This is a genomic window from Allobosea sp. Root670, assembly GCF_001429415.1.
GTDB lineage: Bacteria > Pseudomonadota > Alphaproteobacteria > Rhizobiales > Beijerinckiaceae > Allobosea > Allobosea robiniae.
This window is the reverse complement of sequence record NZ_LMJU01000017.1, coordinates 408,809-423,264: the sequence shown is the minus strand read 5'-3', so window position 1 is coordinate 423,264 and position 14,456 is coordinate 408,809. Positions and strand designations below refer to the sequence as shown.

Genomic DNA, 14,456 nt, shown 5'->3' with positions numbered 1-14,456 from the left:
AATGCGCTCGGGCTCGGCTCCGGAAGCGCGCGATCTAGACCGGTCGACGCGGGGTAAGCAAGGGCGAATCGGCGTAAGGCAGCCGGAAAGGGCGGCTTCAGGCAATGATGTCGGGCGTCAGTGCGTCCTCGATCTGGGAAATGCGGTCCTTGAGGTAGAGCTTGCGCTTCTTCAGGCGCTGGACCTGGACCTGATTGATCGAGCCCACGCGCTCCAGCGCATCGATGGCGCTGTCGAGATCGCGGTGCTCCTCGCGCAGCCGCGCGAGTTCGGAGGTGAAGGTCTCGACCTCTTCCGGGCTGAGCTCGAATCCCATGGGCATCTCATCATCGCCTTGATCGGGGGCGACTATGCGCGTGCCGCCCGGAGTCCTGCAAGTGCGGGCAAGGCGGCTGAAGGCATAGGGAAGCCATCTATTCACGGCTTTCCGGAAACGGACCGGTCACGATCACAGAATCTCATGAATGCCGTGTGACGGCGCGGGGAAGACGTGAAGCCGGCTCTATGCCAGATTGGTTAAGTCAACCGCTCATCAGGAGGATCCAGATGTCGTTGCAGACCCGTCTTGCGGAACTCGAGCGCAAGCACCGTCAACTCGAGGACGCCATCTCCCAGGCTGTGGCGAGCCCGTCTTCGAGTGACCTCAGCCTCGCAGAGCTGAAGCGGAAGAAATTGCAACTGAAGGATGAGATCGAACGCGTACGGATGACCATGCCGGAGCGAACCTTGCACTGAGCCTGCGGGCCGCCAGGCCCTTTGAGTGCTACACAGATGCGGATGGACCGGCCCGAAAGGGCCGGTTTTTCGTAGGCGGCTGCAAGAGCCGTCAACGGAATGACACAATGGACTTTGAAGCTGCTTCGGCATGTTCCGAAAACCGCATCGCCCGTTTCGGGGTGATGCAAGCTGGCGGGAACATCTTGCGCGATGGCCAGTTGAGGCCGGGCGCGCCTCGCGCGGGGGAGACTGTCATGGGCATCATCTGGACCATCATCATCGGTTTCATTGCCGGCGTCGTCGCCAAGTTCGTCATGCCGGGCTCGAACGAGCCTGCCGGCTTCATCCTGACGACGATCCTCGGCATCGTCGGGGCCTTCGTCGCGACCTGGCTCGGCCAGTCGCTCGGCTGGTACGCGCCGGGCGAGGGAGCCGGGCTGATCGGCGCCGTCGTCGGCGCCGTCATCGTCCTGGCCGTCTGGGGGATGATCAGCAGCCGCAATCGCGCTGTCTGAACCCGACCGTTCCCGCATCGGCTTCCGGCTGTCGCGATGCGACTCCAAGCCGATATTTTCTCCCACATGGAGTGATTGCCGTGAGTGACGACAACAGCAGCAGCGGATTTCCGTCCCTGACCGCCCTTCTGGGCCTCCTCGCCGTCGCCGGCTACCAGAACCGCGACAAGATCTCCGAATGGCTTGGCGGGCGCGGCCAGCCTGAACCGGGCGAGGCGCCGGTGCCGCAGCCGGGCCAGGCAGGGGCCGCGCCGCAGGGCGATGGCGGGCTTCTCGGTGGTCTCGGCGGATTGCTCGGGGCCGGCGGTGTCGGCGGCATGCTGAATGGCGGGCTCGGCGAGCTCGCCGACCGCTTCAAGCAGGCGGGACAGAGCGAGAAGGTCGATTCCTGGGTGCAGCACGGACCCAACCAGCAGGTCGCGCCCAATGATCTCGAACAGGCGCTCGGCCCGCAGGTGATCGATGCGATCGCGACCCGCACGGGCCTGTCGCGCGACGAATTGCTCGACCGGCTGTCGCAGGTCCTGCCGGAAGCCGTCGACCGCTTCACGCCGAATGGAAGGCTCGATCGCGCCGGGGCCTGAGAGCGCGGCTCGCTACGCTCCACGTCATGGTCGGGCTTGTCCCGACCATCCACGTCTTCGCTCGCCGAGGGACGTGTTCAAGACGTGGATGCTCGCCACAAGGGCGAGCATGACGACTGCCGGACGCGGTGGCCGGGCCGGCTGGCCTACAGCGCCCGTGCCATCTCGCGCAGTCGGAATTTCTGGATCTTGCCGGTCGAGGTCTTCGGCACTTCGGCGAAGACGATGGTCCGCGGGCATTTGAACGCCGCGAGCTGCTCCCGGCACCAGGCGATGATCTCAGCCTCGGTCGCGCTCTTGCCCGGCTTCAGTTCGATGAAGGCGCAGGGGGTTTCGCCCCATTTCTCGTCGGGGCGTGCGACCACGGCGGCCGCCTGCACGGCCGGGTGCTTGTAGAGCGCGTCCTCGACCTCGATCGAGGAGATGTTCTCGCCGCCGGAGATGATGATGTCCTTCGAGCGGTCCTTGAGCTGGATATAGCCGTCGGGATAACGCACGCCGAGATCGCCGGTATGGAACCAGCCCCCAGTGAAGGCGGCCTCGGTCGATTTCCGGTTGCCGAGATAGCCCTTCATCACGACATTGCCGCGCATCATCACCTCGCCGAGCGTCTGGCCGTCGCGGGGGACGGGCTGCATCGTCTCGGGATCGAGCACGTCGAGCCCTTCGAGCGCCGGATAGCGCACGCCCTGGCGGGCCTTCCTGGCGGCCTGCTCGGCCGGAGAGAGCGCGTTCCAGTCGTCGTTCCAGTCGTTGACGACGGCAGGCCCGTAGCACTCGGTCAGCCCGTAGAGATGGGTCACCTCGAAGCCGGCCTGCTTCATACCGGCGAGCACGGCCTCGGGCGGCGGGGCGGCGGCGGTGAAGAAGGAGACCGTCTGCGGGAAGTCGCGGCGCTCCTCGGGCGTGGCGTTGAGTAGCGCCGACATCACGATCGGCGCACCGCAGAGATGGGTCACGCCATGGTCGGCCAGCGCATCGTACATCGCCCTGGCCCGGACCTGGCGCAGGCAGACATGGGTGCCGGCGACGATCGAGATCGTCCAGGGGAAGCACCAGCCGTTGCAGTGGAACATCGGCAGCGTCCAGAGATAGACCGGATGCCGGCCGAGATTGCCGGTGATGACGTTCGAGGTCGCCAGCAGGTTGGCGCCGCGATGGTGATAGACCACGCCCTTGGGGTCGCCGGTGGTGCCGGAGGTGTAGTTGAGCGCGATGGCGTCCCACTCGTCCGACGGCATCAGCCAGTCGAAATCCGGATCGCCGGAGGCGAGGAAATCCTCGTATTCGATCTGGCCCAGCCGTTCGCCGGGGCCGTCATAGACCGGGTCGTCATAGTCGATGACGAGGGGCTTCGCCTTGCAGAGGGCAAGCGCTTCCTTGATCGTCTTCGAGAATTCCCGATCGGTGATCAGCACCTTCGCGCTGCCATGGTCGAGCGAGAAGGCGATGATCGCCGCGTCGAGCCGGGTGTTCAGCGTGTTCAGGACGGCGCCGGCCATCGGCACTCCGTAATGGCATTCGAGCATGGCCGGCGTGTTCGGCAGCATTGCTGCGACCGTGTCGTTCTTGCCGATGCCGTGCTTCGCCAGCGCCGAGGCGAGGCGGCGCGATCGGGCGTAGAATTCAGCATAGGAGCGGCGCAGCGGGCCGTGGATGATCGCGGTGCGCTCGGGGAAGACCGAGGCGGCGCGCTCGAGGAAGGCGAGCGGTGTCAGCGGCTGGTAGTTCGCCGGATTGCGGTCGAGATCGGTGTCATAGGCCGAACGGGTCATCGGGAGCCTTCCTTGCAAGCGCTGGCAGCCTTAGCGGCTGGCGCGCTCCCGGGTAATCCATCCCTTTTTCCGATGCGGCGCAATCGCGCGGAGGCCGATCAGCCGAGAAGATGCAGGTCGCGCAGGCCGTCGAAGATCAGCTTCCCGCCCACCAGCAGCAGAAGCCAGTAGACGATGCCGTAGAAGCGCTCCGCGGGCACGCGCCGGACCAGCCAGACCCCGGCGAAGGTCGCCGCGACGGCGAAGGGCAGCAGCGCGGCAGAGGCCATGAGGTTCTGGCCATTGAGCTGGCCGAGCGCGAGATAGGGGATGAGCTTCACCAGGTTCATTGCGGCGAAGAACACCGCGCCGGTGCCGACGAAGACGGCCGGCTTCAGCTTCTGCGGCATGACATAGATCTGGAAGGGCGGGCCGCCGGCGTGGGCGACCATGCTGGTGAAGCCGCAGAGGAAGCCCCAGAGGCTGCCGGCGCTCCAGTTCGCCTGCGTGGCGACAGCGGGCTTCCGGCCGTCGCTCAGCATGCGGCGCAGTGCGAAGCCGACCGAGATCAGCCCGACCGCCAGCACCACCGCCGCGTCCGAGACTTTTGCGGCCAGCAGATAGCCGACGAGGATGCCGAGCAGGGCGCCGGGCGCGAGCGTTGCAAGGTTGCGGCGGTCGAAATCGCGGCGGTAGGACCAGACCGAGACCACATCCTGCGCAATCAGCAGCGGCAGCATGATCGCGGCGGCGGTCACCGGCGAGACCACCAGCGCCATCAAGGGCAGGGAGAGCAGGCCGATGCCCGAGAAGCCGCCCTTGGCCAGGCCGGTCAGGATGACGGCCGGCACCATGGCGGCGAAGAAGAGAAGATCGAAGGGCATGGAGGGCTGCGCCGCTGAGCCGGGACGTGCAGAATGGGATGGGCGAAAGTCTTAAAACAGCGAGCTTGCGTTGGCCGGGGGCAGTGCGCAGGATTCCGCGCAAAATCAGCCCCGCCATCGCCGGCTTGCCACGGGGCTTTAGGATGAAACCCGGCGCAGAGGAACGCTTGCGATGAATGGCCCCCATGCGGCGCCCGCCCGCCCGGCGCAAGGCTATGCCGAAACCTATGCAAGCTGGCAGGCCGATCCGGATGCCTATTGGCTCGACATGGCCAAGGCGATCGACTGGATCAAGCCGCCCGAGAAGGCTTTCGACGCCTCCGCCGGCATCTATGGCCGCTGGTTCCCGGATGCGACCTGCAACACCTGCTTCAACGCGCTGGACCGGCATGTGCGCGACGGGCGCGGCGATCAGGCCGCGCTGATCCATGACAGCCCGGTCACCGGCACGAAGGCGAGCTATACCTACGCTGAGATGCTGGACGAGGTCGCGACGCTCGGCGCCGTGCTCGAAGACCTCGGGGTCGCCAAGGGCGACCGCGTCATCATCTACATGCCGATGGTGCCGGAAGCGGCCTTCGCGATGCTGGCCTGCGCCCGGATCGGCGCGGTGCATTCGGTGGTGTTCGGCGGCTTCGCGGCGAAGGAGTTGGCGACGCGCATCGACGATGCCGAGCCCAAGGTGATCCTGACCGCGACCTGCGGCATCGAGCCGACGCGCGTCGTCGAATACAAGCCGCTGCTCGACGGCGCGATCGAGATGGCCAGGCACAAGCCGCAGGCCTGCGTCGTGCTGCAGCGACCCCAAGTCGATGCCTCGATGCATGCGACCCGCGACAAGAACTGGCGCACGCTGGTGGCTGCTGCGAAGGCGGCTGGGCGCAAGGCCGAGTGCGTCGAGGTCGCGGCGACCGACCCGCTCTACATCCTCTACACCTCCGGCACGACCGGCCGGCCCAAGGGCGTGGTTCGCGACAATGGCGGGCACATGGTCGTGCTCAAGGCGACGATGGACCAGCTCTTCGATGTCGGGCCGGGCGAGGTGATGTTCTGCGCCTCCGATGTCGGCTGGGTCGTCGGCCACGGCTATATCGTCTATGCGCCGCTGATCCAGGGCGCCACCAGCGTGCTCTATGAGGGCAAGCCGGTCGGCACGCCCGATCCCGGAGCCTTCTGGCGGGTCATCGCCGAGCATGGCGCCAAGGTGCTGTTCACGGCGCCGACCGCCTTCCGCGCCATCCGCAAGGAGGACCCGGAGGGCAGGCACCTCGCCGGCCACGACCTGTCGCGCTTCAAGGCGCTGTTCCTCGCCGGTGAGCGGGCCGATCCCGAAACGCTGAAATGGGCGGAAGCGCTGCTGCAAGTGCCGGTGATCGACCATTGGTGGCAGACCGAGAGCGGCTCGCCGATCGTCGGCGACCCGCTGGGCCTCGGCCTCCTGCCGGTGAAGCACGGCTCATCGACCGTGCCGCTGCCCGGCTGGGACGTGCAATGCCTCGACGAGGGCGGGCGACAGGTCGAACCCGGCACGATGGGCGCGATCGTGCTGAAGCTGCCCTTGCCGCCCGGCGCGCTGACGACATTGTGGAACGACGATAAGCGCTTCAGGGAGGCCTATCTCACGACCTATCCGGGCTACTACAACACCTCGGATGCGGGCTTCATCGATGCGGACGGCTATGTCTTCATCATGGGCCGCACCGACGACATCATCAATGTCGCCGGCCATCGGCTTTCGACCGGCGGCATGGAGGAGGTGCTGGCGGCGCATCCGGCCGTGGCGGAATGCGCGGTCGTCGGCGTTCGCGACGCGCTCAAGGGCGAGCAGCCCTGTGGCTTCGTCGTGCTGAAGGCCGGCGCGACCGTGACGCCCGAGCAGGTCGAGAAGGAACTCGTCGCGCTGGTGCGCGAGCGGATCGGGCCGGTGGCGGCGTTCAAGCTGGCGCTGACGGTCGCCCGCCTGCCGAAGACGCGCTCCGGCAAGATCCTCAGGGCGACGATGAAGAAGATCGCCGATGGCGAGGATTATGCGGTGCCGGCGACGATCGAGGATACCGCCGTGCTCGGCGAGATCGGCGTAGCCCTGAAGGGCAGGGGGATCGGGTAGGGCCGATCCTATGCTGGCGCGCTAGTAGGCGACCGTCGCGCCGTTCCAGCTCAGCAGGCGCTCCGGCACGTCGAGGCGCATGAGGTCTTCGCCGACCAGCAGGGCGCCGGCATAGCCCGCGGCCCGCACTTCGCGGGCGAGCGCTGTGGTATCGGCGTTCGGCGGCACCAGATGGGTCAGCGCCAATGCCTTGGCACCGGCACGCGTCGCTAGCCCCGCCACGACAGCCGGCGTCATGTGATAGCTCTCGACCGCCGCCACGGTCTCGGCCGAGCGGACGCCGGCGACGACGGGCATCTGGCTGGCAATGAACACCTCGCAGACCAGCAGGTCGCAGCCGGTGGCTTGCATCTCCAGCGAGGGCGTGAGGCGGGTGTCTCCTGAGAAGACGATCCGCGTGCCGCCATGCGACAGGGTCAGGCCGAAAGCAGGCTCGACCGGCCGGTGATCGACCAGGAAAGCCTCGATGGAGAGCTCGCCCAGGCCAGAGACCGGACCTTCGCGCAATTCCTCGAAGATAACCTCAAGCCCCGTTGCGTCGGGGCGCTTTTCGAAGGCGATGCGCAGGATGCGCTCGCGTTCGAAGGCGGCATATTGGGCGCGGAGATTGGCGAGCGCGGGCGCAGGGGCGAGCACGCGCCAGGGCCTTGCGCGGCCCTGATGCCAGGAGGAGACTACGAGCTGATAGAAGTCGACCAGGTGGTCGGAATGCTCGTGGGTGACGATCAGGGCGTCGATATCGGCGCCGCGCGTGCCGGCGGCGACCAGGCGCTGGCTGACGCCGGAGCCACAATCGATCAGCAGCTTGCGGCCAGCCGCCTCGACGAGATGCGAGGGGCCGGCGCGGCGCAGGCTGACGGGTGGTGCGCCGGTGCCGAGGAAGGTGAAGGCGAGACCGTCCATTCCCGACATGCGCAGCGTCCGTGGTTGAGAGCTCTTACTCGTCGTCTTCGTCGTCGGCCGGGCGCTTGAGCTGCTTCAGCTTGGCGAAGACGGAATCGACGTCGATCGCAGCTTCCTCCTCGCGCTTCGGCCGGCTCATGTCGGCGAAGGGCTGGCTCTCGCTGGGCTTCGGCTCCGGAGCAGTGGCCTCTTCCACGGTGAGCAGGGTCGAGCCGGCCTCGACCAGCGCGGCCGGACGGTCCTTGGCGGCGCGGCCGACTTCGAAATCGAGATCGATCTGCGAGCACAGGCCGAGGCTGACCGGGTCGATCGGGGTCAGCGTCTGGGCGTTCCAGTGGGTGCGGTCGCGGATCTGCGCGATGGTCGACTTGGTGGTGCCGATTAGGCGGATGACCTGCGCGTCCTTGAGCTCGGGATGGTTGCGCAGCAGCCAGAGGATGGCGTTCGGCCGGTCCTGGCGCTTGGAAACCGGGGTGTAGCGCGGGCCCTTGGTGCGCTTGATCTCCGGCACCTTCACCTTGCGCTCGGCGAGCTTGAGATGGTGGCTCGGGTTCTTGGCGGCGCGCTCAAGCTCCTCGCGGGTGAGCTGGCCGGAGGTGATCGGGTCGAGGCCCTTGATGCCGGCGGCAACTTCGCCGTCCGCGATGCCGCGCACCTCGAGCGGGTGCAGCTTGCAGAACTCGGCGATCTGCTCGAACGTCAGCGAGGTGTTCTCGACCAGCCAGACCGCGGTGGCCTTGGGCATCAGCGGGGTTTGTGACACGGTACGGTCTCCTCTTCGCCTTCGCGCCGCCGCTCGCAGGGGCTCTTAAGGCAGGGTCGCGGACAATAGCTCTCATGCGCCGACCGGCCTCCCCGGCCGGCCATCCAAATCATCGACGATGAGCAGGATGGCGCGCCTTATAGGCGAGGGCGGGGCAAGTGTCCACGAAAAGCAGCGCTCACACCGTCAGCACGATCTTGCCGATATGGGTGCTGGATTCCATCAGGCGATGGGCCTCGGCCGCCTGCGCCAGCGGGAAGGTGGCGTGGATCAGCGGCTTGCAGCGCCCGGCCTCAAGCAGCGGCCAGACCTTGGCCTGCAATTCGGCGGCGATGGCGGCCTTCTCGACAACGGTGCGCGGCCGCAGCGTCGAGCCGGTATGGGTCAGGCGCTTCAGCATCAAGCGGCTGAAATTGACCGTGGCCTTCGGCCCGTTGAGGAAGGCGATCTGGACGATGCGGCCCTGATCGGCGGCCAGTTCGTAGTTGCGGTCGATATAGTCGCCGCCGACCATGTCGAGGATCAGGTCGGTGCCGCGCCCGCCCGTCGCCGCCTTCGCCGCTGCGACGAAATCCTCCGTCCGGTAGTTGATGGCATGGTCGGCACCGAGTTCGCGGCAGGCGGTGCATTTGTCGTCGGAGCCGGCCGTCGCGATGACGGTCGCACCGAAGGCCTTGGCGAGCTGGATCGCCGTGGTGCCGATGCCGGACGAGCCGCCATGGACGAGGAAGCTCTCGCCGGCCTGCAAGCGGCCGCGCTGGAAGACATTGGTCCAGACCGTGAAGAAGGTCTCGGGGATCGCGCCGGCCTCGGTGAGCGTCAGGCCCTTGGGGGCGGGCAGGGCGTTGCGCTCGTCGACCACGGCATATTCGGCATAACCGCCGCCGGCGACGAGGGCGCAGACCGTCGAACCGATCGCGAAGCGGCCGGCGCCTTCGCCCTGAGCCACGACCGTGCCGGCGAATTCGAGGCCGGGGATGTCGGAGGCACCGGGCGGCGGGTTGTAGCCGCCCTGGCGCTGCAGGACGTCCGGCCGATTGACGCCGGCGGCAGCGATGGCGACGAGGATCTGGCCCGGACCGGGCTTCGGGACCGGGCGCGTTTCCGGCCTGAGGACCTCGGGGCCGCCCGGAGCCGCCATGCCGATCGCCGTCATCGTTTCGGGAAGTGCCGTCATGGCGCAGTGTCCTCGTTTGGTGCGTCGCAGCGTGACTGCGTTGGAAACTTAGCTAGCGTGCCCGGCGCAGTTTGAGCAGATGCGAGGCCGCCATGTCGATATTCCCGGAGGATGACCGCCCCAAGCCGAAGAGCGTGCACGAGATCGGGCAGGATCTGTCGACGCTGTCGCTTGGCGAGATCGACGAGCGGGTCGCCGCGCTCAAGGCCGAGATCGAGCGCCTGATCGAGACCCGGTCCCGCAAGGACGCCTCTCGCTCTGCTGCGGATGCGTTCTTCCGCAAGCCCGCCTGAAAAGGCGTCAAAAAGAAACGCCCGTTAACAGGGCGTTAATGATTCCAAAGTATGAATCGCATCATCCAGTTTGTCTGGATGTCGAGTGGCTCCTGCCCACTCTGTTTGACGCCTCCCTGTTGACCTTCGAGCCGCCTTTGGCGGCTCTTTTTTTGTCTGCGCGTTCCCCGGACCCGGCGGATCTGGGATGCTCCTGTGGAGCCGCCCGCCTTGTTGTCGCCACAGGGGTTTAGCCTCGTTAAGGTTAACGACACCTTACCGGCGCCGGCGACCGTGATCGGCGCTATCCTTGCGACATCGGTGTCCTGATCCGTGACGCGTTCCAGAGGCGCACGGGCTTGTGCCGATGGGAGACACCGCATGAACGACGCCCAGTTGCTCGACCCGCAGACGGAAGAGGGCGCGATTTCCTTTGCTCGGGGCTTCGTGCGCTCCGATGCCTTCATGCTGCTGTTTCGCGAGGGAATGGGACTGGTCGAGCAGACGGCGGGCTATCTCGACGGAGACGGGCGCAAGGATGCCGCCGCCCTGCCGCGCGAGGCCTCGCTGACCTACGCCACCGAGAGCATGCGCCTGACCACGCGATTGATGCAGGTCGCCTCCTGGCTCCTGGTGCAGCGGGCAGTGGCGGAAGGCGAGCTCACCGCGGAGCAGGCCCGGACCGAGCACAACAAGGTCAAGATCGGCGACCCGATGGCGCCGCCGTCGGAGTCTATCGTGGCGCAATTGCCGGAGCGGCTGCGCGAGCTGATGGCGCATTCGTTCAGGCTGCAGGAGCGCATCCGCCATCTGGAGGGCCAGATGTCGGGCCAGGCGCCTGTCCGCGCGGCCGTCAACCCGGTCCTGGACCAGCTCGCCAGCCTGCAGGCCCGGCTCGGGCTCACCCACTGATCATTCGGGAGCGCGGCGCCGTCGAGGCGCTGCGCTTCGGATCATGCCAAAACGGAAAAACCCGGCCGCGAGGCCGGGTTTTCTTGTTCGAGATCAAGGACGGCGGCGCCGCAGCGCCGCAGCATCACTTCTTGCCGATCGCGCCCAGGCCGGCGAAGCGCGTGTTGAAGCGCGAGACGCGGCCGCCGCGGTCCAGCATATGCTGGGTGCCGCCGGTCCAGGCCGGGTGGGTCGTGGGGTCGATGTCAAGGTTGAGGGTGTCCCCTTCCTTGCCGTAGGTCGAGCGGGTGGCATATTCGGTGCCATCGGTCATGACGACCTTGATGGCGTGATAGTCGGGATGGATGCCAGCCTTGGCCATGACGAAATCCTCAGAAAGCTTACAAAAACGGGCGCATCGACAAGCAGGCGAGCCTGCCCGGCCCGTCGAAAGAATTCGGATGAGCCTGTCGTGAATTTGGGTGCACATATCGCAGCCGGCGCTCCAGTGCAAGCGCGACGCACTCCCGGGGAAGGGCCCTGCGGCGTTGCGTCGTTTGCCAAGCCCGCCATGATCGGCTTCACGGAGGCGAGATTGAGATTGGTCGAAAGAGCGCGCGCGACGCGTGCGCGAGATGCAGGAGGCCCGGTGCGTGGCCGAAGCTGAGAAGAACGACAGGAAGGCCCGGCCGGATTTCCGTTCGCTGGCGACCTTCTGGCCCTATGCCCGGGCGCAGAAGCGCCGGATTCTGCTCGCGCTCGTCGCGCTGGTCGTCGCCTCGCTGGCGACGCTGGCGCTGCCGCTGGCGGTGCGCCGCGTCATCGATGTCGGCTTCACCGGGGGCGAGCAGCAGCTCGCCAACAGCTATTTCATCCTGCTGATCGGCGTGGTCGGCGTGCTGGCGCTCGCGAGCTCGGCACGCTTCTACCTGGTGATGACGGTGGGCGAGCGCATCGTCGCGTCGCTCCGCGCCGATGTCTTCCGCCATCTGACGCGGCTGGAACCGGCCTTCTTCGATTCGAGCCGGGCGGGCGATCTCGTCTCGCGGCTCACCGCCGACACCACGCAGATCAAGTCGACCTTCGCCTCGACAGCCTCGATCGCGCTGCGCAACGCCATCATGACGCTCGGCGCGCTGGCGATGATGGTGGCGACGAGCCCGCGGCTTTCCGCGATCGTCATCGGAGTCATTCCGCTGATCGTGATCCCGCTGGTCCTGTCCGGCCGCTCGGTCAGGCGCCGCTCGCGGGCGGCGCAGGACCGGCTCGCCGATGCCTCCGCCTTCGCGGCCGAGGCGGTTGGCGCCATCCGCACGATGCAGTCCTTCGGTGCCGCCGGGCAGAGTTCGGCGCGGTTCGAGGCGGCGTCGGACGGGGCCTATGCAGCCTCGCGGGAGGCGACGGCCTCGCGCGCGCTTTTGTCCGGCGTCGCGATCTTCCTGGTCAGCGCCAGCGTGGTCTGCGTGCTCTGGGTCGGGGCGACCGAGGTGTTCGATGGGCGGATGACCGGCGGGCGGCTGTCGCAGTTCATCCTCTATGCAGTGCTGGCCGCAAGCTCGCTCGGCCAGCTCTCCGAGGTCTATGGCGATATCAGTGCGGCTGCCGGTGCCTCCAGCCGGCTCGGCGAGATCCTGGCGCTGAAGCCGGCCATCGCCGCGCCGCCGCATCCCAAGCCGATGCCGGCTCCCTCGCTCGGCGAGTTCGCCTTCGAGAACGTCTCCTTCAGCTATCCCGGCCGTGTCGGGCCGGCGCTGTCGGACCTGACCTTCTCGGTTCGGCCGGGCGAGCGGATCGCGCTGGTCGGGCCATCCGGTGCCGGCAAGAGCACGGTGCTGCAACTGGCGCTGCGCTTCTACGATCCGCAGGACGGCCGCGTCGTCGTCGACGGCGTGGCGGGCCCCGAGGCCGATCCGGAGGCCTGGCGCGAGCGCTTCGCGCTGGTGCCGCAGGAGCCGACGGTGTTCGGCGTCTCGGTGCGCGACAACATCGCCTATGGCCGGCCCGGAGCCTCGCAGGAGGAGGTCGAGGCTGCGGCGAGGCTCGCGGCGGCGGACGAGTTCATCCGTGCCTTGCCTGAGGGCTACGAGACGGTCGTCGGCGAGCGCGGTGTGACTCTCTCGGGCGGGCAGCGGCAGCGCCTCGCGATCGCGCGGGCGATCCTCAAGGACGCGCCGATCCTGCTGCTCGACGAGGCGACCTCGGCGCTCGATTCCGAAAGCGAAAAGGCGGTGCAGGATGCGCTCGACCGCCTGATGCAGGGCCGCACCACGCTGGTGGTGGCGCATCGCCTCGCGACCATCCTCTCGGCCGACCGCATCCTCGTCATGGAGGACGGACGCATCGTCGAGGAGGGCAGCCATGCCGAGCTCAAGGCGCGCGGCGGTCTCTATGCGCGGCTGGCGGCGCTGCAGTTCGGACTGGAGGCGGCCTGAGCTGGTGGGCTGCTAGGGCCCCACCAGTGCGCGCTGCTGCTCTTCGCTGGGTTGGCCGAAGAAGCGGATGTTGCCGGGCTGGACGAGGACGCCGAGCGCTTCCCTGCCGTCGGACGAGAACAGCGCATAGAACTGGTTGTTGCCGCAGTCGTGCCGCTTGCAGGTGTCGACGCGCTCGAAGGCCTGGCCACCGACGGTGACGATCGTGCTGGGGCCGCCGGGGCCGGTGAGCTTGTCAGCCTTGAGCCAGGATTCGCGCGGGCCGAGCTTGCCGAGCATGCGCGCCCAGGCGTCGCGATAGGTCGGCTGCTTCATCAGGTCGTGGAGATAGCGCCCTCCGTCCTTGGGCGCCTGGGCCGAAGCCGGAACTGACAGCAGCAGGGCGACAGCACTCGCGATTGCGAAAGGCAGACGCCTGACGGACATGTTCAGCGCTCCGTGATCTTGAACTCGATGCGGCGGTTGCGGCGGTGGGCGTCGTCGGTATTGGCGACGTCGAGCGGCTGGTATTCGCCGAAGCCGGTGGCGGCGACGCGGTCGGTCGGCAGGCCGCGCGAGATCAGGTATTCGACGACGGCGATGGCGCGGGCCGAGGAGAGATACCAGTTCGAGGGGAACTGCGCGGACTTGATCGGCCGGTTGTCGGTATGGCCGTCGACGCGCAGGATCCAGGGCAGGTCCGGCGGCATCTCGTTGCCGAGATCGAGCAGGATGGTGGCGAGCTTGTCGAGCTCGACCTTGCCTTCGGGCTTCAGCACGGCCTGGCCACCGTCGAAGAAGACCTCGGACTGGAAGACGAAACGGTCGCCGACGACGCGGATATCGGGCCGTGTGCCGAGCACCTGCCGCAGCCGCCCGAAGAAGTCCGAGCGGTAGCGCGCCAGTTCCTGCACGCGCTGGGCCAGAGCGATGTTGAGGCGCGAGCCGAGCTCGGAGATGCGGGCCTGCGAATCCCTGTCCTTGGCCTCGGAGGCGGAGAGGGCTTCCTCCAGCGCTGCGAGCTGGCGGCGCATGGCCTGAATCTGCTGGTTGACGAGATCGACCGTCGCCTGGGCCCGGGCGGAGAGCTGCTTCTCCGCATCCAGCGCCTTTTGCGATTCGGCGAGCTGGGCGCCGGCGTTGCTGCCGGCTTGCGTGTCGATCAGGCCTTGCAGCCGGCTGCGCTCACCTTGCGTCTGCGCCAGCGTCGATTGCATCAGCTGGAGGCTTTCCTGCGCCTGCCGGTTGGAGGAGCGCTCGAGGGCGAGCAGGTCCGTCAGTTCGGAAATCTGCCTGTTGAGCCGCTCCAGCGCAGTGTCCTTGCCGGTCAATTCCTGCGACAGGAAGAACTGGCCGAGCACGAAGACCGTCAGCAAAAAGACGATGCCGATGAGCATCGTCGAGAGCGCATCGACGAAGCCGGGCCAGAAATTGACGTCCTCGCGGCGATGGGCGCGGGAGAGGGCCATCCGTCAGGT

The 14,456-nt window shown here is 67.3% G+C and carries 16 protein-coding genes; 7 read left to right on the top strand and 9 right to left on the bottom strand.

The features are described 5' to 3' along the window. Window positions 1–97: 97 nt before the first annotated feature. On the bottom strand, window positions 98–316 hold the full coding sequence (locus ASE61_RS20035) for a YdcH family protein (protein ID WP_047580734.1): 219 nt from the start codon (window positions 314–316) through the stop codon (window positions 98–100). A 230-nt stretch (window positions 317–546) separates the two neighbouring features. On the opposite strand from ASE61_RS20035, the gene ASE61_RS20030 reads away from it, so the two are divergent. The 3 genes from ASE61_RS20030 to ASE61_RS20020 all read left to right on the top strand — a co-directional run bounded on the left by ASE61_RS20030 (window position 547) and on the right by ASE61_RS20020 (window position 1,816). Then, window positions 547–735, top strand: a complete 189-nt coding sequence (locus ASE61_RS20030; protein ID WP_061970298.1) for a YdcH family protein — start codon at window positions 547–549, stop codon at window positions 733–735. A 236-nt stretch (window positions 736–971) separates the two neighbouring features. Next, the gene (locus ASE61_RS20025) at window positions 972–1,232 is read left to right on the top strand and encodes a GlsB/YeaQ/YmgE family stress response membrane protein (protein WP_061969893.1); all 261 of its coding nucleotides are present in this window, start codon (window positions 972–974) and stop codon (window positions 1,230–1,232) included. Between the two features lie 80 nt (window positions 1,233–1,312). Then, window positions 1,313–1,816, top strand: coding sequence for a YidB family protein (locus ASE61_RS20020; protein WP_061970296.1), 504 nt, complete (start codon window positions 1,313–1,315; stop codon window positions 1,814–1,816). A gap of 146 nt (window positions 1,817–1,962) precedes the next feature. Here the strand turns inward: ASE61_RS20020 and ASE61_RS20015 are convergent, their stop codons facing one another. Further along, the gene (locus tag ASE61_RS20015; protein ID WP_061969891.1) at window positions 1,963–3,591 is read right to left on the bottom strand and encodes an acyl-CoA synthetase; all 1,629 of its coding nucleotides are present in this window, start codon (window positions 3,589–3,591) and stop codon (window positions 1,963–1,965) included. Between the two features lie 98 nt (window positions 3,592–3,689). Then, window positions 3,690–4,454, bottom strand: a complete 765-nt coding sequence (locus ASE61_RS20010; RefSeq protein ID WP_061969889.1) for a sulfite exporter TauE/SafE family protein — start codon at window positions 4,452–4,454, stop codon at window positions 3,690–3,692. A 172-nt stretch (window positions 4,455–4,626) separates the two neighbouring features. On the opposite strand from ASE61_RS20010, the gene ASE61_RS20005 reads away from it, so the two are divergent. Then, the gene (locus ASE61_RS20005; RefSeq protein ID WP_061969887.1) at window positions 4,627–6,561 is read left to right on the top strand and encodes a propionyl-CoA synthetase; all 1,935 of its coding nucleotides are present in this window, start codon (window positions 4,627–4,629) and stop codon (window positions 6,559–6,561) included. Window positions 6,562–6,582: 21 nt separating this feature from the next. Here the strand turns inward: ASE61_RS20005 and ASE61_RS20000 are convergent, their stop codons facing one another. From ASE61_RS20000 to ASE61_RS19990, 3 genes are all read right to left on the bottom strand, one after another. Continuing rightward, complete coding sequence (locus tag ASE61_RS20000) at window positions 6,583–7,473, bottom strand: MBL fold metallo-hydrolase (protein WP_200959666.1); 891 nt, start codon at window positions 7,471–7,473, stop codon at window positions 6,583–6,585. 25 nt (window positions 7,474–7,498) lie between these two features. Then, the gene (locus ASE61_RS19995; RefSeq protein WP_061969883.1) at window positions 7,499–8,227 is read right to left on the bottom strand and encodes a DUF1013 domain-containing protein; all 729 of its coding nucleotides are present in this window, start codon (window positions 8,225–8,227) and stop codon (window positions 7,499–7,501) included. A gap of 178 nt (window positions 8,228–8,405) precedes the next feature. Then, on the bottom strand, window positions 8,406–9,404 hold the full coding sequence (locus ASE61_RS19990) for an NAD(P)H-quinone oxidoreductase (protein WP_061969881.1): 999 nt from the start codon (window positions 9,402–9,404) through the stop codon (window positions 8,406–8,408). Window positions 9,405–9,496: 92 nt separating this feature from the next. Here ASE61_RS19990 and ASE61_RS19985 point away from each other — a divergent pair, with 92 nt between their 5' ends. Both ASE61_RS19985 and ASE61_RS19980 read left to right on the top strand, forming a co-directional pair. Further along, window positions 9,497–9,697 (top strand): DUF1192 domain-containing protein, encoded by a 201-nt coding sequence (locus tag ASE61_RS19985; protein WP_061969879.1) that lies wholly within the window; start codon window positions 9,497–9,499, stop codon window positions 9,695–9,697. Between the two features lie 360 nt (window positions 9,698–10,057). Next, window positions 10,058–10,588: a DUF1465 family protein gene (locus ASE61_RS19980; RefSeq protein ID WP_061969877.1), complete on the top strand. Its 531-nt coding sequence runs from the start codon at window positions 10,058–10,060 to the stop codon at window positions 10,586–10,588. A 124-nt stretch (window positions 10,589–10,712) separates the two neighbouring features. Here the strand turns inward: ASE61_RS19980 and rpmE are convergent, their stop codons facing one another. After that, window positions 10,713–10,949 carry a 50S ribosomal protein L31 gene (gene rpmE, locus ASE61_RS19975; RefSeq protein ID WP_061969875.1) on the bottom strand — a complete coding sequence of 79 codons (237 nt, stop codon included), beginning with the start codon at window positions 10,947–10,949 and terminating at the stop codon, window positions 10,713–10,715. Window positions 10,950–11,202: 253 nt separating this feature from the next. Here rpmE and ASE61_RS19970 point away from each other — a divergent pair, with 253 nt between their 5' ends. Further along, window positions 11,203–12,999: an ABC transporter transmembrane domain-containing protein gene (locus ASE61_RS19970; protein ID WP_061969873.1), complete on the top strand. Its 1,797-nt coding sequence runs from the start codon at window positions 11,203–11,205 to the stop codon at window positions 12,997–12,999. A 12-nt stretch (window positions 13,000–13,011) separates the two neighbouring features. Here ASE61_RS19970 and ASE61_RS19965 read toward each other — a convergent pair whose 3' ends face one another. Continuing rightward, window positions 13,012–13,425, bottom strand: coding sequence for an Ivy family c-type lysozyme inhibitor (locus tag ASE61_RS19965; RefSeq protein ID WP_061969871.1), 414 nt, complete (start codon window positions 13,423–13,425; stop codon window positions 13,012–13,014). Between the two features lie 2 nt (window positions 13,426–13,427). Continuing rightward, the gene (locus ASE61_RS19960) at window positions 13,428–14,447 is read right to left on the bottom strand and encodes a peptidoglycan -binding protein (protein WP_061969869.1); all 1,020 of its coding nucleotides are present in this window, start codon (window positions 14,445–14,447) and stop codon (window positions 13,428–13,430) included. Window positions 14,448–14,456: the final 9 nt, after the last annotated feature.